Origin of the sequence: Aminipila terrae (assembly GCF_010120715.1) — a bacterium.
GTDB classification, from domain to species: Bacteria; Bacillota; Clostridia; order Peptostreptococcales; family Anaerovoracaceae; genus Aminipila; species Aminipila terrae.
Window position 1 is genome coordinate 1745362 of sequence record NZ_CP047591.1, and the last position, 17613, is coordinate 1762974.

The 17613-nt window shown below is 37.3% G+C and carries 19 protein-coding genes; 13 read left to right on the plus strand and 6 right to left on the minus strand.

Annotated features, from left to right (window positions below):
- The first annotated feature begins 30 nt into the window (after window positions 1–30).
- Window positions 31–402 carry a NusG domain II-containing protein gene (locus Ami3637_RS08315; RefSeq protein WP_162362164.1) on the plus strand — a complete coding sequence of 124 codons (372 nt, stop codon included), beginning with the start codon at window positions 31–33 and terminating at the stop codon, window positions 400–402.
- Window positions 383–892 carry a Gx transporter family protein gene (locus Ami3637_RS08320; RefSeq protein ID WP_162362165.1) on the plus strand — a complete coding sequence of 170 codons (510 nt, stop codon included), beginning with the start codon at window positions 383–385 and terminating at the stop codon, window positions 890–892. The genes Ami3637_RS08315 and Ami3637_RS08320 overlap by 20 nt, the downstream gene beginning before the upstream one ends.
- Before the next feature lie 62 nt (window positions 893–954).
- On the opposite strand, the gene Ami3637_RS08325 is transcribed toward Ami3637_RS08320, so the two are convergent.
- The 3 genes from Ami3637_RS08325 to Ami3637_RS08335 are packed head-to-tail and all read right to left on the minus strand — an operon-like array spanning window position 955 to window position 2872.
- The gene (locus tag Ami3637_RS08325; protein WP_162362166.1) at window positions 955–1617 is read right to left on the minus strand and encodes an ABC-2 transporter permease; all 663 of its coding nucleotides are present in this window, start codon (window positions 1615–1617) and stop codon (window positions 955–957) included.
- 1 nt (window position 1618) lies between these two features.
- Window positions 1619–2494 (minus strand): ABC transporter ATP-binding protein, encoded by an 876-nt coding sequence (locus tag Ami3637_RS08330; protein WP_162362167.1) that lies wholly within the window; start codon window positions 2492–2494, stop codon window positions 1619–1621.
- Window positions 2495–2497: 3 nt separating this feature from the next.
- Window positions 2498–2872 (minus strand): GntR family transcriptional regulator, encoded by a 375-nt coding sequence (locus Ami3637_RS08335; protein WP_162362168.1) that lies wholly within the window; start codon window positions 2870–2872, stop codon window positions 2498–2500.
- Between the two features lie 556 nt (window positions 2873–3428).
- Here Ami3637_RS08335 and Ami3637_RS08340 point away from each other — a divergent pair.
- The 4 genes from Ami3637_RS08340 to Ami3637_RS08355 all read left to right on the plus strand — a co-directional run bounded on the left by Ami3637_RS08340 (window position 3429) and on the right by Ami3637_RS08355 (window position 6753).
- Complete coding sequence (locus Ami3637_RS08340; RefSeq protein ID WP_162362169.1) at window positions 3429–4433, plus strand: ABC transporter substrate-binding protein; 1005 nt, start codon at window positions 3429–3431, stop codon at window positions 4431–4433.
- A 45-nt stretch (window positions 4434–4478) separates the two neighbouring features.
- A complete protein-coding gene (locus Ami3637_RS08345) occupies window positions 4479–5384 on the plus strand; it encodes an ABC transporter permease (RefSeq protein WP_162362170.1) in 906 nt (301 codons plus the stop codon).
- A 1-nt stretch (window position 5385) separates the two neighbouring features.
- Window positions 5386–6159, plus strand: coding sequence for an ABC transporter ATP-binding protein (locus Ami3637_RS08350; RefSeq protein ID WP_162362171.1), 774 nt, complete (start codon window positions 5386–5388; stop codon window positions 6157–6159).
- Window positions 6160–6489: 330 nt separating this feature from the next.
- On the plus strand, window positions 6490–6753 hold the full coding sequence (locus Ami3637_RS08355) for a GlsB/YeaQ/YmgE family stress response membrane protein (protein ID WP_162362172.1): 264 nt from the start codon (window positions 6490–6492) through the stop codon (window positions 6751–6753).
- Window positions 6754–6859: 106 nt separating this feature from the next.
- Here Ami3637_RS08355 and Ami3637_RS08360 read toward each other — a convergent pair whose 3' ends face one another.
- Window positions 6860–7522 carry a nitroreductase family protein gene (locus tag Ami3637_RS08360; protein ID WP_162362173.1) on the minus strand — a complete coding sequence of 221 codons (663 nt, stop codon included), beginning with the start codon at window positions 7520–7522 and terminating at the stop codon, window positions 6860–6862.
- A 229-nt stretch (window positions 7523–7751) separates the two neighbouring features.
- Between Ami3637_RS08360 and Ami3637_RS08365 the strand changes: the two genes are divergently transcribed.
- Genes Ami3637_RS08365 through Ami3637_RS08385 form a run of 5 tightly spaced genes read left to right on the plus strand, consistent with a single transcriptional unit; the run spans window position 7752 to window position 12708 of the window.
- The gene (locus Ami3637_RS08365; RefSeq protein ID WP_162362174.1) at window positions 7752–8126 is read left to right on the plus strand and encodes a hypothetical protein; all 375 of its coding nucleotides are present in this window, start codon (window positions 7752–7754) and stop codon (window positions 8124–8126) included.
- 8 nt (window positions 8127–8134) lie between these two features.
- Entirely contained in the window at window positions 8135–9604 is a 1470-nt protein-coding gene (locus Ami3637_RS08370; protein ID WP_162362175.1) for a sigma-54 interaction domain-containing protein, read from the plus strand.
- Window positions 9594–9788, plus strand: a complete 195-nt coding sequence (locus tag Ami3637_RS08375; protein ID WP_162362176.1) for a hypothetical protein — start codon at window positions 9594–9596, stop codon at window positions 9786–9788. The genes Ami3637_RS08370 and Ami3637_RS08375 overlap by 11 nt, the downstream gene beginning before the upstream one ends.
- 37 nt (window positions 9789–9825) lie before the next feature.
- Window positions 9826–11094: a diaminopimelate decarboxylase gene (gene lysA, locus Ami3637_RS08380; RefSeq protein ID WP_162362177.1), complete on the plus strand. Its 1269-nt coding sequence runs from the start codon at window positions 9826–9828 to the stop codon at window positions 11092–11094.
- Window positions 11095–11106: 12 nt separating this feature from the next.
- Window positions 11107–12708 carry an alanine/glycine:cation symporter family protein gene (locus Ami3637_RS08385; protein WP_162362178.1) on the plus strand — a complete coding sequence of 534 codons (1602 nt, stop codon included), beginning with the start codon at window positions 11107–11109 and terminating at the stop codon, window positions 12706–12708.
- 54 nt (window positions 12709–12762) lie between these two features.
- Here the strand turns inward: Ami3637_RS08385 and Ami3637_RS08390 are convergent, their stop codons facing one another.
- Window positions 12763–13494 carry a TIGR03915 family putative DNA repair protein gene (locus tag Ami3637_RS08390; protein WP_243157965.1) on the minus strand — a complete coding sequence of 244 codons (732 nt, stop codon included), beginning with the start codon at window positions 13492–13494 and terminating at the stop codon, window positions 12763–12765.
- Window positions 13475–14980 (minus strand): putative DNA modification/repair radical SAM protein, encoded by a 1506-nt coding sequence (locus tag Ami3637_RS08395; RefSeq protein ID WP_162362179.1) that lies wholly within the window; start codon window positions 14978–14980, stop codon window positions 13475–13477. The genes Ami3637_RS08390 and Ami3637_RS08395 overlap by 20 nt, the downstream gene beginning before the upstream one ends.
- 142 nt (window positions 14981–15122) lie before the next feature.
- On the opposite strand from Ami3637_RS08395, the gene Ami3637_RS08400 reads away from it, so the two are divergent.
- Both Ami3637_RS08400 and pyk read left to right on the plus strand, forming a co-directional pair.
- Entirely contained in the window at window positions 15123–16094 is a 972-nt protein-coding gene (locus Ami3637_RS08400) for a patatin-like phospholipase family protein (RefSeq protein WP_162362180.1), read from the plus strand.
- A gap of 68 nt (window positions 16095–16162) precedes the next feature.
- Entirely contained in the window at window positions 16163–17590 is a 1428-nt protein-coding gene (pyk, locus tag Ami3637_RS08405) for a pyruvate kinase (protein WP_162362181.1), read from the plus strand.
- The last annotated feature ends 23 nt before the right edge of the window (window positions 17591–17613 follow it).

Sequence of the window (17613 nt, forward strand, 5' to 3'; positions counted from 1 at the left end):
GCAAATTATTTTAAAGATAAGGAATGTCTAATGATTAAGAAAGCTGACATTATTTTAGCAGCAATACTAATAATTTTGGGTGGGATGATTGCCTATATGATGGCATCTACCGATAACCGTGGGCACGCTGTACTGATAACTGTTGATGGTAAAGAGTATGGCACCTATTCTTTATATGAAAACAAAAGTATTACAGTAAAGCAGAATGGTCATATTAATAAGATTATCATAAAAGATGGTATGGTTACAATGGCTTTTTCAGATTGCGTTAATCAGACTTGTGTACATACCGGGGCAATCTCAAAAACTTCCCAAAGTATAGTATGTCTACCCAATAAGGTGATGGTACAAATTACAGGACAAGGGCAAGGGGAGGCTGAATATGACGCAATATCAAACTAACAGAGATAAAACAAAAAGAATTGCTGTAAGCGCGGTGCTGGCTTCTCTGGGTTTAATTTTTTCCTATATTGAGGCCATTATTCCCTTTTCAATAGGAGTACCTGGTGTAAAGCTGGGAATCGCCAATCTAGTAGTAGTTATTGCCCTTTATGCTTTAGGAGGTTCTTATGCATTTTCGATAAATGTCATAAGAATACTTATTGCAGGGCTTCTATTTAATGGGATATTCGGAGCCTTATACTCTTTAGGAGGAGCATGTGTAAGTCTTTTAACAATGATAATTTTGAAAAAAACTAATATATTCAGTATTGTTGGAGTAAGTATGGCAGGTGGGGTTGCACATAATGTGGGACAGATGTTAATTGCTGCAGCAATTATATCCAATATAAAAATATTTATTTATTTTCCAGTACTGCTTTTTTCGGGGATGATTACTGGAATAATCATAGGCTTTATATCCTATTTAGTTTTAAAGAAGCTTAACGTCTAAGACAATAAAAAAGATGTGTAAAAGAGAACTAAATCCTTTTTTACACATCCTTTTTTCAGTCCTTAAAAATCTTTTTTTCTATAGATGGCCAGTGATATACTCATGGAAAGCAGGAATATAAAAGCGCTGATTACTAAAATACCTACAAAAACCATGTTACTGTTAAAGAAGGCATCAATTTTGCTCCCTAAAGAAACACCATTGTTATCAATGGTCATAGAGGCATTTCCATTGCCAAAACCGATAATAGTAAATCCCCCCAGAAAGCCAATAATCATAACAATACCAATCATGATAAAACGACCTTTTTCTATACCATATTTAAATATAGGGGGAAGTGAAATGGAAACCATCAGACAGCCGATCAACATGGTCATAGCCACACTCCATAAACTTTCCATAAAAGAGAAACTTCCTATAACGGCATTGAGCAATAATGAAAAGATGCTGCCAAAACCCATCAGGATAAGGGCCATAACATATTTACTGATAACTAATGTGCTCCTGGAAACTGGCATGGTCAGCGCATATTTGGAAAAGCCAGCACGGTCGTCATATGATAATGCCGTCATTGGAAGCATTGCGCAGAAAATCATAACCACGCCTGTCAGGAAACTGGCATTTTTAGTCATTATAGAGATAAAAAAGTACACTCCGAAAAAAAGAAGCATAGGCAATGCCTGTTTTTTCAAGCTCAAAAAATCCTTTAAAATTAGACCTTTCATTTTATTTCCCCCTTACACTATACAGTAGTATTTCTTCAAGATTAGCGGGATCTATTACAAAATTACCAGTAACCTTGTGCCTGTCAACGAGAGCACTGACCCCAAAACTATTACGTTTGTAACCACGAATGGCACTGGGATCTATTTGTGCCAGTTGATCATGGGAGCATTTCAATATTCCCAGGTTGGATAAAATATCATCTTTAACGTCACTTAAAATAATGTTGCCATTGTTTATGAAAGTGATATAATCGCAGATTTTTTCTAAATCACTGGTTATGTGAGACGATATAAGTATTGAATGCTCTTCATCCTGAATAAAATCCATAAAAACATCTAATATTTCATCCCGGACAACAGGATCCAGACCAGATGTAGGTTCATCAAGAATCAGAAGCTTTGCATCATGGGACAGAGCCACAGCAATAGATAGTTTCATTTTCATTCCCTTAGAATAGTCTTTAAGGGCTTTCTTTTCCGGGAGATTAAAATACTCGGTGTATCGATTAAAATTAACAACATCCCATTTACTATATATGCTTTTCATGATTTTACCGATTTGTAGCAAATTAAGGATTTCTGGGAAACAGCAGTCATCTAAAACAACTCCAATATCTTCTTTTGCAGAGTCAGGAAAGTTCTGAATGTCATGCCCCAGAACAGTAATGGAACTGGAGCTTTTTTTACCAGCAGAACCAGAGTTGTTATTTTCAAATTTCTGAAGACCTAAAAGTAATTTAATTAAAGTAGTTTTTCCCGCACCATTTTCTCCTATAAGCCCCATGATACTCCCTTTTGGAAGTCTGAGACTGACGTTATCCAGTGTAAAATCTTTATATTTTTTTGTAATGTTTAGTGCATTTATAGCATATTCCATATATTATTCCCCCTTTTGAAGACTTTTGAGTATGTCTATAATGTCAGGCAGATCAATTCCCGACACATAAGCAAGGTCAACGATTTCCTGAAGTTTATTTTTTATTTCATGTAAATGCTGTTCTTTAAGCTGTTCTTCATTTTGTGCTTTTACGAAACTGCCTTTACCGGTATAGGATTCTATGAAGCCTTCTTTCTCCAGTTCTTCATAAGCCCTTTTTGTTGTTATAACGCTTATTTTCAGCTCCTTTGCCAGTAATCGCATGGATGGCAAGGCATCTCCGGCAGCAATTTCCTTGGTTAAAATCTGGTTCTTTATCTGACTGACAATTTGTTCATAAATTGGCTGTCCATTAGAATTACTTATAATTATGTTCATAATATTTCCTCAAGTTAATCATATATGATTTACAATATTGTATATACACATTATATACAATATTGGCATATAGTCAATAGAAAAAAATAAATAAACTAATAAAATCATATGAAAGTTGTCTGGAAGTACAAAAAACACAATTAAAGTTATTGACAACGAACAAAATAAGTGTTATTATCACAACATAACTTAAATAAGTAAACCGTAGACGAGGGAGTAAAGCTGTTAAACGATTTCAAAGCGATTCCGGGGTGGTGAAAGCCGGATAAATGCCAGTCACAGCAAATGGGCCTCTGAGGGCGACGTGAAAAGTATAAAAAATAACATTTTTATAAAACTTAGTAGCGAAGACGTGAAGCCAGCGTTATGGGCTGAGGGTGTGATGGCACTCGTAGAGAGGATGTGTTTACAAAACGCATCAAACAAGGTGGTACCGCAGGTTAACACTTGTCCTTGTATATTATGTATGCAGGGGTAGGTGTTTTTTTATTTCCACCTGACTTCATCACACAAACTAATACTAATTGTAAGGTCAAAAGACAGAAAGGTGAAGAAAATGAAAAAGAGAACAGTATCAGTATTATTAGTTATGGTATTAGCTGTGGCAGCTGCCTTTACAGGGTGCGGCAAAGATAGCAGTTCAGGAGAAAAAAGTAAAGAAAAGTCTGATTTGCCAACTATAGGAATTGTACAGATTGTAGAGCATCCATCACTGGATACCATTCGTGAGAACATTATATCCCAGCTTAAAGAAGAAGGGTTTGTAGATGGAAAAACGGTTACAATAGATTATAAGAATGCGCAGAACGATACAAATAACTTAAAAACTATATGTCAGTCATTTGCAGCAAATAAATATGATTTAATTATTGCTATCGCAACACCGTCAGCTCAGGCTGCACTGGGAGAAACTACAGATATTCCTATTGTTTTCTCCGCAGTAACAGATCCGGTGGGAGCTAAACTAGTAAACAGTCTGGAAAAGCCAGGTGGAAATATTACTGGGACTTCTGACGCCGTTTCAGCTGCAAAGATTATGGATCTGGCACTTCAGGTAACTCCAAACATTAAAAAGATTGGTGCCATTTACAGTACTGGCGAAATAAACTCTGTATCCGTTATAAACGAACTGAAAAAATATGCTAAATCAAAGGGAATTGAAGTAGTTGATGCAACAATCATGAACAGCAGTGAAATACAGCAGGCAGCCCAATCATTAGTGAATAAAGTTGATGCAGTATTTTCTCCTATCGACAATACCGTTGCGTCTGCCATGCCAACTATCGTGGACGTTTTAGACAAAGCAAAGATTCCTTATTATGTAGCTGCAGATTCAATGGTAGCTGATGGAGGTCTGGCAACGGATGGCGTAAACTATGTAGAACTTGGAAAGAAAACAGGATCTATGGCAGCAAAGGTGCTAAATGGAGCGGATACAGCAACTATGCCAGTACAGATTATGTCCAAAACACAGATTTACATCAACAAGAAAACAGCAGATGAAATTGGCGTTAAAATCCCTGCAGGTATTTTACACAAGGCAACCGATTTATCAAAATAGTATCAGATTATCATTTGAAAATTAAAGGCACATTTGGAGGACATTATGTTATTAACATTTCCAGCATTAATAGGTTCTTTGGAACAGGGAATGATATATGCAGTATTAGCTCTGGGGGTTTTTCTCTCCTTTAGAACACTAAATACCCCCGATTTAACAGTAGACGGCAGCGTTGTGACTGGTGCAGCTGCCTCTGCTGTTGTTTGCAGCATTGGTGGAAATCCTTTTATCGGATTACTTTTAGCCTTTGTCTGCGGTTGTGGGGCAGGAGCTGTAACTGCATTACTAAACACGAAATTAAAAATACAAGAGCTTTTAGCGGGTATTCTGGTTATGCTCGGACTTTATTCAATTAATCTTAGAATTATGGGAAGTAAGCCGAATATAGCTTTAACTCAGAGCAATACCTTATACAAGATGGCAAAAAATATTTTTTCGGAAGATTACTCAGCTTTAATTGTTGGAGCAGGGGTACTAGCCATAGTAATTGCTTTATTTTATTATTTTTTAAAAACACGTCTTGGGTTTGCTCTTCGCGCTACAGGAGATAATGAAGAAATGGTAAGAGCATATGCCATTAACAGTGATGGCATGAAAATATTAGGACTGGCTCTTTCAAATGGATTTGTAGCGCTGGCAGGAGGCATGCTGGCACAATATCAGTCTTTTGCAGATGTAACTATGGGAACCGGTATGGTAGTCATCGGGTTGGCATCCGTTATTATAGGGGAAGCTATTTTCGGGACAAAATCATTGCTGAGAAGGTTAATAGCTGTATCTCTAGGAGCTATAGCCTATCGTTTAATAATTGCACAGGCGTTGGCATTTGGACTTCCAACCAGTGACCTAAAGCTGGTATCGGCTATTATAGTAGCAGGTGCGCTGGCCATCGGAACTGTTAGCGAGAATTTCCCGTTTAAATCGTTAATGGTTAAAAAGGAGGTACGATAATATGCTGAAAATAGAAAAGATGCACAAAACCTTCGGAAGAGGCACCATCAACGAAAAAGTAGCAATAGATAATCTGAGTCTCCATTTGGAGCCAGGTGATTTTGTTACGGTTATAGGTAGCAATGGTGCGGGCAAATCCACTCTTATGAATTGTATATCCGGAGTGTTTCCCACGGATTCAGGCAAAGTAATTCTGGATGGTCGTGATATAACAAATCTGCCAGAGTTTAAGCGCTCCAGAATGATAGGCAGAGTTTTTCAGGATCCTTTGAAGGGAACTGCCTTTGATATGACCATTGAGGAAAACCTTTCCATTGCATATAATAAGAATCATTTTCATGGTATTCAGGCAGGCATAAACAAGAAGCAAAGAGAAATCTTCAGGGAAAAATTATCTTTACTGGGAATGGGGCTGGAAGACAGAATGAAACAGAAGGCCAAGCTTTTGTCTGGTGGACAGAGACAGGCATTAACACTGTTTATGGCAGTTATGTCAAATCCAAAACTTCTCCTGTTAGATGAACACACAGCCGCCCTTGATCCCGGAGCTGCAGCAAAAGTATTGGAACTGACCGATTACTTTTCAAAAGAAGAAAAACTCTGTACCATGATGATTACCCATAACATGAAAGCCGCATTAGAACATGGAAACAGAACCATTCTTATGAAAGAAGGCAGAATTGTTATGGATGTAAGCGGAGAAAAACGTAAGGAAATGACAGTTGAAAAGCTGATAGAGCAGTTTGAAATAGATAATGACCGAATGCTACTATAATGCTAAAGAACCTTCATAAGAGGGTTCTTTTCTATTTACAACTTAAATTTAAGATTATTAAGTTATAACATGATTTAATTAGATGAACAGATAAGCAATCATAATAGCGAAAATCAATAAATGTGCAACGATATCGCTTATAAGTATTTTCATATAATCACCGCCCGCAGATTAAATTTGTCTTAAGACGTTCTTAGTATAACCAGAAGAAGTAGATATATGCACTAATTATTATAATTGGATTCGCAAATTTTTTTAATAACTTGCTAGATTATTATGTATGAAAAAAGAATTTCAGTAAACACTAATAATAAAAAAGGAGGTGGTAATATGGGTATTGTAGGCTGGATAGTTATAGGTGCACTGGCTGGGTGGATTGCTAGCATGGTTACAGGAAATAACAGACAAATGGGAGCTTTCATGAATATCCTGGTTGGTATAATTGGAGGTTTAGCTGGTGGACTGGTTATGAATCTGGTTGGCGGTGTAGGCATTACAGGCTTTAATTTATGGAGTTTGGCTGTAGCATGTATCGGAGCAATAGTCTTACTACTGATTGTAAATGCTTTTAAAAGAAAAGAATCTTATAGTTAACAACCTAATGAACTTATAAATAATGTGTTATTTTAATTTAAAATCATAAAGTAAAAGAAGGGTTAAAGTTATTAAATTAGCTTTAGCCCCTTTTATATTTTAAAATTTATTTAATTAAAGTATAAACTTCTTTCAAAGATTTTTTTTCTGGACTTTTTTGATTTTCCTGAGGGATACCTATTGCAAATAAGTTTACAAAGAAATAGCCATCCTTTTCAAACCCGGTTTCTTCTTTCAAAACTTTTTCTATTTCAGCCGCTGCATAGTTTGCACTTGTTAGCCAGCAGGTACCGTATCCAAGGTCAATGGCTTTAAGTGTCAGGTTTTCACAGGCTGCACCAATGCTTTGCATGCCCGGATTCCTAAATCCCATTAAATCAAGCAAAAGTTCTTGTTCCGCACCAATCAGTTTATATTCATTGTACCCGGACGGCACATATACGGTAGCCATAGTAATAATTATGGCAGGAGCAGTATCACGCCAGAAAACAGTAAAGTTTTTACAGAACTTTCTAAAGCGGTCAGCCTTTTCTTTATCAACTTTATCCATCTCCAGACAGATAGACTCATTTTTTTCAGAGATTACATCTGCAATCTTTTGAATTATATTTCTGTTCTTAATCGCAACAAAGTGCCAGTTTTGCGTATTCTTCCCAGAAGGAGCAGTTGCCGCAGCTTTGATTATATCTTCTAAATCTGCATCAGGAATGCCACCTTCCTGGTAACGCCTGATACTTTGCCTCTTCTCTATAATTGTTTGTAATTCCATAACTTCCTCCTAAAAATATCCTTCACCTGCATACATGCATAGTGTAGCACTATTTGGCAGACAATTCAAGTTTACGGTTAGTGTAAGCCCTGATTAAAGCGGTTATGCAAGAAATACTTTTAAAGGGAAATTATATAGCATCTTCTTTAAATATAAGATAGAATGAGATATATAATTTAAGGATTAAAGCAGAATTAGTAGAATTAGTTTTATAAGGTGGTGTGAATAAGTGCTGTTTAATTTAAACCAACTGGGTATTTTTACTGATATGATGAAAGAAGGCTTTATTTACGTTGATAAAGATTTTCGGATTAAACTATATAATAAAAGAGCCAAAGAGATTTTTGGCATAGATAAAAGTATGGGGATAGGTCATCCAGCAGGCTCCATTAAAAATGGAGATATTGTTATTATAGGAGATAACTGTCTGGGCAAAGATGATGGAAGCTTAATACCTGAGAGTCTAAGAAAGATTGGAATATGGGACAATAATATTCAGAGTAAAGATTTATTTATGGGAGTAGGGCTTTTGAGGATGACAGTATACAACCTGTATATAAATATTACCATCAAAATGAGAGCTTTAAAGAGCTCTTCTCACTAAAAACAAAAGTGTTGGGATTTAATATTTCTGTGGATATTGATGATAAAAGTATAACCATTTCTTTTGGAGATAAAAGTTTTGTAATGAATTACAACAATTCTATCGGCCATATGGTTATTGTTGACAGGGATACGTTCAAAGTAAAGTTTTACCAGACAAACGGATATACAGCCAGAGGAGAAGGAATCCAGGACATGCTGAATGGGAAGGTTTATTTGGCAAAGGGTCCTTCTGTGGATGAATTTAACGTTATAGGCAAAAAGATTTCCAGTATACATAAGGGCAGCGCAGCTATCAAAGAGCTGTGTAATATGGCAAAGGGTGATAACGTCAGCTATAAGGATAAGTTCTCTGAAATAAACGGTTTCCCTACTTTATGCTCTATCTTCCCGGTGGAACTCAAGGGCGAAAGAAAAGGAGCTGTCTTAAAGGTGGAAGATATCTCTACTCTTCAAAATGTCATTAAAGAAAGAAATGATGCTCTTGCTTATGTAGAAGAAATGAAAAAGATTATCAATGATAACGTGCTGGATTACGAAGGTTTATCTAATATCAAAGGGGAAAGCCGGGTTATGCGCAATGTAAAAAAACTGGCGTATAAGGCTTCAAACACCAATTCTACTGTATTGCTGCTGGGGGAAAGCGGAACAGGTAAATCCTATCTTGCTGAAAGCATTCATAATGCAAGCCAGAAACAGGACAAACCTTTTATTCACGTGAATTGCGGGGCAATGCCAGAAACCCTGTTGGAGAGCGAATTATTTGGATATGAAAAAGGATCTTTTACAGGGGCAAATCATGAGGGAAAGGTAGGCTTATTTGAAAAAGCCAGAGGGGGAACAATTTTTCTGGATGAAATTGGTGATATCAGTCTGGCAGCACAAGTGAAACTTCTTGGAGTTTTGCAGAATAAAACCTTTTTTAAGATTGGAGGTACTACTGAAATAACTGCCGATGTCCGAATAATTGCGGCTACTAATAAAAACCTGGAAGAGGAAATCAGAGAGGGGAAGTTCAGAGAGGATTTATTTTATCGGTTGAACGTTTTTCCAATCTGGATGCCCCCTTTGAGAGAAAGAAGAGAAGATATCAGTTATTTATCCAATCAAATACTAAACCAGATTTGTGATAAATTAGAATGTGGTGAGAAATTTATTTCACCAGCAGCTCAGAAGGTTCTTTTTGCCTATGACTGGCCGGGAAATGTGAGGGAATTGGAAAATATTCTTGAAAGAGCAGCAAACATTGCGGACGGAAGAATTATTACTGAAAATCATCTGCCAGAAAAAATTTCAAATAACGAATATGGAAGTCGTACAGCAGGCTGGAAAAGTTTCCAGGAATATGTTGAAGAGGCTGAGAAAAGAGCCGTATTGGAGACCCTTGCTTATTGTAATAACGATAAAAAGAAGGCCATGCAGGCTTTAAAAATGGGTAAAACTAATTTCTATCAGAAATTAAAGAAATATGGAATTTAATAATAGAACTTTAACGAAGTTCGGAAAAACGGAATGCAGTTCACAAAAAAGAACTGCATTTTTCAATGCTACCACCTCTTTATTTTTAAATATTCCGAAAAAACGGAAAATATTTATATTCGATTTAGGTAAAGGCTGCAATTCCAAAGGTTATCTACTTGGCATGATTCTTGATTATAGATAATAGTAAGAAAGAACCAAAAGACAGAAAGGAGAAAGATATGAATAATAAGGATTTTATTTTTGATGGCTGCAATATGAGTGAAATTGCCGGAAAGTACGGCACTCCCCTTTATGTAATGTCTGAGTCGTCTATTTTGGAAAGATGCAGGGAAATTAAGGAGGATTTTCTGGACAAATATCCAAATACCAGAGCAGTATTTGCCAGCAAGGCATTCCAGACTTTGGAGATATGCAGAATGGTAACAAATGAAGGGCTGGGGCTTGATACAGTGTCAGGGGGTGAAATTTATACTGCGTATAAGGCAGGAGTCCCTATGGAAAATCTTGATTTTCATGGAAACAATAAAACTTTGGATGAAATAAAGATGGCCGTTGACTATAACGTAGGCAGAGTTGTGGTTGATAATATGTATGAATTGGAAGCACTGAATGAATATGCAGAAAAGAAAAATAAAAGAGTAAAAATTCTGTTCAGGATTACACCAGGTGTAGACTGTCATACGCATAAATTTATCACAACAGGGCAGCTTGACTCAAAGTTCGGAATACCCCTTGATAAGGAGGTAACAAATGATTTCATTAAGATTGCACTGGACAAGAAAAATATAGAATTGATGGGATTTCATTTCCATGTAGGATCCCAACTGGCAACAAATGAATCTCACCTTGCAGCACTAATGGTTGCAATAAATTTAATTAAGGATGTGAAACAGGTATTAGGCTTTGAAACCAAAGAACTGAATATTGGTGGAGGATTTGGAATACATTATGTAGAAAGTGAAAAGAGAGTAAGAATCAGTGAGTTCATTGATCCAATTATGAAGGAACTTTATGATAAATGCAAGGAATATGAACTGATGATTCCTCAGGTTACTATAGAACCAGGACGATGGATTGTTGGGGAAGCAGGTGTCACTTTATATACTATTGGCTCCATAAAAGAAATCCCTGGAGTGCGAAAGTACATAGGCATTGATGGAGGCATGACAGACAATATAAGACCAGGACTTTACGGAGCAAAATACGATGCAGTTATAGCAAACAAGATGGATCAATCCATTAAAGAAAAAGTTACCATAGCAGGTAAGTGCTGCGAAAGCACAGATATCCTCATTTATGATATAGAACTGCCTAAAGCTGAGTCAGGGGACACCCTTGCAGTATTCAGTACAGGGGCATATTGCTATTCAATGGCAAGCAATTATAATAAAATACCAAGGCCTGCAGTAGTTATGGTAAAGGACGGAAAAGACAGATTAATTGTTAAAAGAGAAACTTATGACGATTTAATTTCCAGAGAGATATAGGAGGATAGTTTTATGAGTGAGTTATTTGATGCAGTCAATGCTTTTTTTGCATTCATTGTACCGATTTCAGATTTTTTATGGGAATTTCCGACAAACTTTGAATGGTATGCTCAGATTCCGGTATTGGGCAATTTTGCTCTTTCAATACTAATACTGGCTGGAGCAGGAATATATTTCACTATCAAGACTAGATTCGTACAGGTAAAAAGATTTTCAAGAAGTATTAAAATTGTTGCCAACAGGCAGGCTACAGAAACCGGAATATCTCCTTTTGCAGCATTTATGCTAAGCTCTGCCATGCGTGTTGGACCAGGAAATATTATGGGTGTTACAGGAGCTGTTTCAGTAGGAGGACCAGGTGCAATATTCTGGATGTATGTAATGGCATTGTTCGGAATGGCAACCGGATTTACTGAAGCTGTTCTAGCCCAATTGTTTAAGGAAAAAAAGGGAGATGAGTATGTAGGTGGACTGCCGTTTTATGGAATGAAAATCATAGGCAATAAAAAATGGGTTGGAATTGTGCTGGCTCTTTTATTTATCATCTATGCCCTATTTAATGTTCCAAGTCAGACATTCCATCTGTTTACAGCATTAGGCTCAGTAGCTAACACCTTAGGAAATACAACTTATGATCGAACATCACCAGTATATTATGCCATTGGTATTGTTCTTATTGTTGCTATAGCAGCGCTTGTACTGGGTGGAATGAAACGTGTAACAAAGTTCACAGATATTTGTGTTCCTGTTATGGCTGTTGTATACTGCGGTATCGTTTTTATCCTTATTATCGTTAATTATCGTAGCATCCCTTATTTCTTCTCTGCAGTAATCGGAGGAGCATTTTCACCTGAAGCTATTTTCGGTGGACTTTTCGGAGTTGCTTTGCAGCAAGGAATAAAAAGAGGACTTATGGCAAATGAAGCCGGTCAAGGTACAATAACCATGGCTGCTTCTGCTGCAAGCAACAAGCATCCAATTGATCAGGGTTTAGTACAATCCATGGGCGTATTCTTTGATACCTTTATTATCTGTTCTATGGCTGGGTTTGTTGTGGTAATGGCCCATGTATGGACAGGAGATACAGGGGTTGCATGGGATGCAATCAGAGATGACAAGCTGGGAGTATATATGCTTTCTGCCCAGACTCTGGCTCCTGGCGTGGCCATGGACTCTGCTGTAAAAGTAATATTATCAATATGTTATGCACTCTTTGCTTTTACTACACTAATCGGTATGATTATCTTTGCGGAAATTAGTGCAAATATGATTTCTAAAGATAAAAAGTTTATTATGGGAATCAGACTTCTGGGTTCATTGTTCTTTGTGCCTTTTGGTGTTCTTACCGTGCTGGCAAATCTTCAGCTGGGAAACATCTGGTATCTGGTAGACTTAATGAATATATTCCTGGTATTTATTAATGTACCTATTATTCTTAAGGGTAGTAAATACGTATTCAAAGCCCTGGAACATTACAATAGAACAGATGGAAAGGAAGGCTTTGTATCTGCAAGAGATATAGGTTTGGAGACCTCATACTGGACTGAAGAGGCACAACTTGCAAGAGATCAATTTCACAGTAAGCAGGAAGAGTCACGTAAGTCGGTAAGTTAAATTGCTAGTAAAATCACTAAATATAAATAAGGCTGGTTGTTAAACCAGCCTTATTTATATTTCTGTAAGATGTTTCCAATAACGGACTGGCATAAAATTTTTCTGACATTTAGGGTTAGTACGTTCTTTAATGGCAATAGTCTCAAAATATTTTTTCCAAAGAGCACGGTATTCTTTTTCATTTTGTGATATATGGGGCAGATTTTTTTCAGTAAAATCTGTAATGTACCATTCTCCTCCCTGAGCTACCAGAGCTTTACCACGTCGCTTGTCATGAATGATAAAGGGTTCATTTTTATATCGATCCGTGAAATGATCTGCCAGAAATTCCAGAATATCATGGTCTGGTTCTAAAACAGCATAAAGAACTTCTCCTTCCAGCACTGAAAACCGTAGCAAACCTAAAATCCGGTGAACTTCCGCTGTAACTTTCTTTTCAGCTTTTTCTACGGGAGAAACATAAGGGTTACCATGAAGCAGGCGGATTTTAGAACCTTGTTTAAATCCTAAGCGGATGTAATTTAAAAGCAGCATTTCACGGTTAATCACTGTGGACAGAAAAACCCGGTATATACGTTGTAAATCGTAAGGTGATATTTTTTGCCCAATTGCGTCATAAACTTTAGCCGCTTTGTCTCCCTGGGTTTTAATCTCTACAAACGTATTCAAAATACTGGGCTGATAATTATCGAAAGTAAAAATGCCGGCTGCTTTTTCTTCATAATAGTGATAGTAAATGCAGGTCAGGAAACCTTCAAAACTACCATCATATAAGTAATCCACCATTTGATTCCAGGCTCCTTTTCGATTTAGACTGTTGAGGTGCACCTAAGCTGAATGCCCCGGGCGAAAACATTGAAATCTGAGTTTCATCGTTAATAGGCAATAAACGACTTTTTATTCTGCAGGGTTCTAATATTTTCCCTTTTATATATTCTGGCATCAGATCTTTTTCGCCATAATACTTGCCAGAACAGGTCAAAAAGAATTTGGCCCTTTTTAATACTACCCCCATTTTTTTTAAATCATCATACTTCACCGCGGCAACTTTCCTCTGTCTTACTATACGAAGCGCGGATACTGTACCCACACCAGGTATGCGTAAAAGTTCCTCCATAGATGCTTTATTTATTTCAATGGGGAAAAGGTTTATATTTCTTAAGGCCCATGTAATCTTTGGATCTAAATCCAGATCAAGGTTTGGTTCTTCCTTGGTGAACATTTCATCCGCAGTAAAACCATAGAACCGTAAAAGCCAGTCTGCCTGATAAAGTCGATGTTCACGGATTAAAGGAGGAGCAGTAAAGACGGAAGGTAACAAGGGTGAATCAGTGACCGGAATATAAGCACTAAAATATACTCGCTTCATTTTAAAAGAGCGGTATAAACTTTCAGAGGTTTTTACAATCTGACTGTCAGTTTCTGTTCCTGCTCCAATTATCATTTGTGTAGTCTGGCCTGCAGGTGCAAATTTCTCTTTATATTTATATCTTGCTTCCCGAATCAAAGCATTGCCAGCGGGGCTTCCCATCTGATACAGGCTGCCATCACCTATATCAGCATTTGCACCTTCTGGCTGTATCAGTTCTCTACCTTCCGGATTCAAATAATTTAATGGGTTATTCAGATTCTGTCCTTTAAACATAGTTCCCGGTCCTTTAAGAGATTTTTGCTCAATCAAAGTATTGGTTATCTGTTTCATCGGGGCAAAAATTGCTCTTGCTTTTTTCTGAGGAGCGAGCCTTTGGAGACTTTCTTCAGTTGGAAGTTCGATATTTACACTTAATCTGTCAGCAACCATACCTATGGCATGAGTTAGCTCCTGGGATACGCCGGGAATAATCTTAGCATGAATATATCCAGCAAAACCATATTCATATCTTAAGATAGATAAACAATGTAATATTCTTTCAGCGGTATAATCAGGAGAGACTTCAACGGCTGAACTTAAAAATAGCCCCTCTATATAGTTACGTCTGTAAAATTCCATGGTCAGTTCTGCAAGTTCAGCAGGTTCAAAGCTGGCTCGTTCCACATCAACGCTTCTGCGATTTACGCAATATTGGCAATCGTAAACACATTTATTTGTAAAAAGCACTTTTAGCAGTGAAATGCATCGACCGTCTGCGGACCAGGAATGGCAGATGCCTGCACAAGATGCATTTCCCATTCGCCCCACATTTTTTCGCTCCACGCCACTTGTAGAACAGGAGACATCATATTTTGCACTGTCAGCTAAAATCTTTAATTTATCCATTAAGGAACTATCCATGGTCTTCCTCCTGATTTAGAAAAGTAGTTCAAAAAGTAGAACTTTTGTTCTAGTATACCACAATGAGAACTTATGTTCAAATAATAAATTGTGGCAAATCTGCATAAGATAAGAGAAATTTATGGTATAAAGGGAGGAATCCATGCTAGAAGGTAAAACCGCATTGGTGTTAGGCGGCGGTGGTTCAAAAGGTGCATATGAAATTGGAGTCTGGCAGGCGTTAAATGAACTGGGAATACAAATTGATATTGTTACAGGAACATCCATAGGTGCAGTGAATGGAGCACTGGTAGCGCAAAATGATTTTGAAATCGCAAAGAAAAGCTGGAGTGAAATAAAAGAAAGCACTATAACTGAGCTTACAGAAAAAGAAGAACTCCGAAGGATTTTAGAAGAAAACCTGAAGGAAGGGGAAATTCGTCAAAGTGTGACGGAATATGGTATAGTGACCGTAGAATTCCCAAGCTTCAAATCCCACTGCATTTTTATAGAGGAGATCCCCAGAGGTCAGTTAATTGATTATATTTTAGCCAGTGCAGCATGTTTCCCTATCATAAGCCCATATGAAATTAATGATAAAAAGTTTATAGACGGGGCATATTTTGATAATATACCAGTTGAAATGGCACTTAAAAGAGGTGCAGTAAATGTTATAGCAGTGGATTTGGATACAATAGGAATAGAAAGGAAGGATGCCTTAAAAGAAGCAGGTTTTTTAAAAATGATTTCCTGCAAATGGCCCTTAGGTAGCTGCCTTGACTTTGATCCCCAAAATACAAAGAGGATAATTCGATTGGGCTATCTTGATACCATGAAAAGCTTTAATGTATTTTCTGGTGAAAAATATACTTTTGTGAAAGGCGAATTCACAAAGCGACGACTTATGGAAGCTGATGCGGCATCCTGTGTTTTTGAACTGGATCCCACTATTGTTTACAGTAAGGAGGTTCTTCATAAATATTTATTGGAGGCTGTTAAAGAAGATAAAAGAAAAACCTGGACGGAAGATTTTAAGATAAAGATAAAGAAGGTATTTACCAATAATCCAGCAACATTACTGGAAGAGGAGATTTTAGCCAAAAGGTATATGGTAAAAAACGGATTGCTATGGTAAACTACGTATATACCAAAAAATAAAAACAAGATATATTTATAATATAAGTAAAGGAATGGTGATAATCTATGAGAAAAACAAAAATAGTTTGCACGCTTGGGCCTTCAACCATGGAAGACGATATATTGAGAAATTTAATGATTGAAGGTATGAACGTTGCACGGTTAAACTTCTCTCACGGTGATCACGAGCAGCATGCAAAAAACCTACAGAGGATCAGACAAATGCGGGATGAGTTAAGCCTTCCTATTGCTACAATTCTTGATACAAAGGGTCCAGAAATCCGAGTGCGTAAGTTTGAAAACGATAAAATTGTTCTGGAACAGGGACAGCATTTTACACTGACAACAAGAGACATCATGGGAACGCAGGATATTGCAAGTATAACTTATCTGGACTTGCCAAAAGATGTACATGCAGGCATGAAGATTCTCATAGATGATGGCTTGATTGAGCTTAAAGTTATAGAAGTCGGAGAAACGGATATTGAGTGTGAAGTTGAAAATGGAGGGCCAGTATCTAACAATAAAGGGGTAAATGTACCTAATTCCAGCCTTTCCATGCCATTTATCAGTCCAACGGACTATGATGACATTGTATTTGGCATAGAGCAAAACGTAGATTTCATTGCTGCATCTTTTGTCAGGACAGCTGAAGATGTACTGTCAATTAAAAAAATCTTAAAAGAGCGTGAAGGCAATAATATTAAGATTATAGCCAAAATAGAAAATATGGAAGGTGTAGAGAATATAGATAAGATTATTGAAGTTTCTGATGGAGTAATGGTTGCAAGGGGCGATATGGGGGTTGAAATACCTTTGGAAGATGTTCCCGTTCTTCAGAAAATAATAATCAAGAAATGCATTGCAGCTGGCAAAATTGTAATAACAGCTACACAAATGCTGGATTCTATGATGAAAAATCCTAGACCAACAAGGGCAGAAGCAACTGATGTTGCTAACGCTATTTATGACGGGACAAGTGCTATTATGCTTTCTGGTGAAACGGCTGCAGGAGCGTATCCAGTTGAGGCTTTACAGACAATGGTGAAAATTGCAGAACGTGCTGAAGAGGACATTAACTACAAGAACAGGTTTGCCCAAAGCAAAGAATTTGGAAAACCAGATGTGACTACGGCCATTTCCCATGCAACTTGTACCACTTCCATGGATTTAGATGCTGCGGCAATAATTACTGTAACAGCTTCAGGCAGAACTGCCCATATGCTTTCAAAATACAGACCAGATTGTCAAATCATTGGATGTACCAGTAATGCATGTGTTTGGAGACAGTTGAATCTTGTGTGGGGTGTGACACCGCTTATTATTCCAGAGTATCAGAATACCCGGGATTTATTCAATTCCGCAGTGGCGGCAGCTAATAAGGCTGGTTATGTAGAATGTGGAGAAATTGTTGTTTTAACCGCTGGAGTGCCGATTGGGACAACAGGTACCACAAATATTTTAAAAGTGCAGATTGTAGGTGTATACCACTAATGTTTGTATAAACAAATGCCCTT

Coding starts and splice junctions, on each gene's coding strand:
- Ami3637_RS08355 (WP_162362172.1), top strand. CDS start 6,490: ATGGGTATTGTAGGCTGGATAGTTATAGGTGCACTGGCTGGGTGGATT.
- Ami3637_RS08385 (WP_162362178.1), top strand. CDS start 11,107: ATGAGTGAGTTATTTGATGCAGTCAATGCTTTTTTTGCATTCATTGTA.
- Ami3637_RS08395 (WP_162362179.1), bottom strand. CDS start 14,980: ATGGATAGTTCCTTAATGGATAAATTAAAGATTTTAGCTGACAGTGCA.
- Ami3637_RS08335 (WP_162362168.1), bottom strand. CDS start 2,872: ATGAACATAATTATAAGTAATTCTAATGGACAGCCAATTTATGAACAA.
- Ami3637_RS08375 (WP_162362176.1), top strand. CDS start 9,594: ATGGAATTTAATAATAGAACTTTAACGAAGTTCGGAAAAACGGAATGC.
- Ami3637_RS08325 (WP_162362166.1), bottom strand. CDS start 1,617: ATGAAAGGTCTAATTTTAAAGGATTTTTTGAGCTTGAAAAAACAGGCA.
- Ami3637_RS08340 (WP_162362169.1), top strand. CDS start 3,429: ATGAAAAAGAGAACAGTATCAGTATTATTAGTTATGGTATTAGCTGTG.
- Ami3637_RS08330 (WP_162362167.1), bottom strand. CDS start 2,494: ATGGAATATGCTATAAATGCACTAAACATTACAAAAAAATATAAAGAT.
- pyk (WP_162362181.1), top strand. CDS start 16,163: ATGAGAAAAACAAAAATAGTTTGCACGCTTGGGCCTTCAACCATGGAA.
- Ami3637_RS08400 (WP_162362180.1), top strand. CDS start 15,123: ATGCTAGAAGGTAAAACCGCATTGGTGTTAGGCGGCGGTGGTTCAAAA.
- lysA (WP_162362177.1), top strand. CDS start 9,826: ATGAATAATAAGGATTTTATTTTTGATGGCTGCAATATGAGTGAAATT.
- Ami3637_RS08345 (WP_162362170.1), top strand. CDS start 4,479: ATGTTATTAACATTTCCAGCATTAATAGGTTCTTTGGAACAGGGAATG.
- Ami3637_RS08360 (WP_162362173.1), bottom strand. CDS start 7,522: ATGGAATTACAAACAATTATAGAGAAGAGGCAAAGTATCAGGCGTTAC.
- Ami3637_RS08315 (WP_162362164.1), top strand. CDS start 31: ATGATTAAGAAAGCTGACATTATTTTAGCAGCAATACTAATAATTTTG.
- Ami3637_RS08320 (WP_162362165.1), top strand. CDS start 383: ATGACGCAATATCAAACTAACAGAGATAAAACAAAAAGAATTGCTGTA.
- Ami3637_RS08390 (WP_243157965.1), bottom strand. CDS start 13,494: ATGGTGGATTACTTATATGATGGTAGTTTTGAAGGTTTCCTGACCTGC.
- Ami3637_RS08350 (WP_162362171.1), top strand. CDS start 5,386: ATGCTGAAAATAGAAAAGATGCACAAAACCTTCGGAAGAGGCACCATC.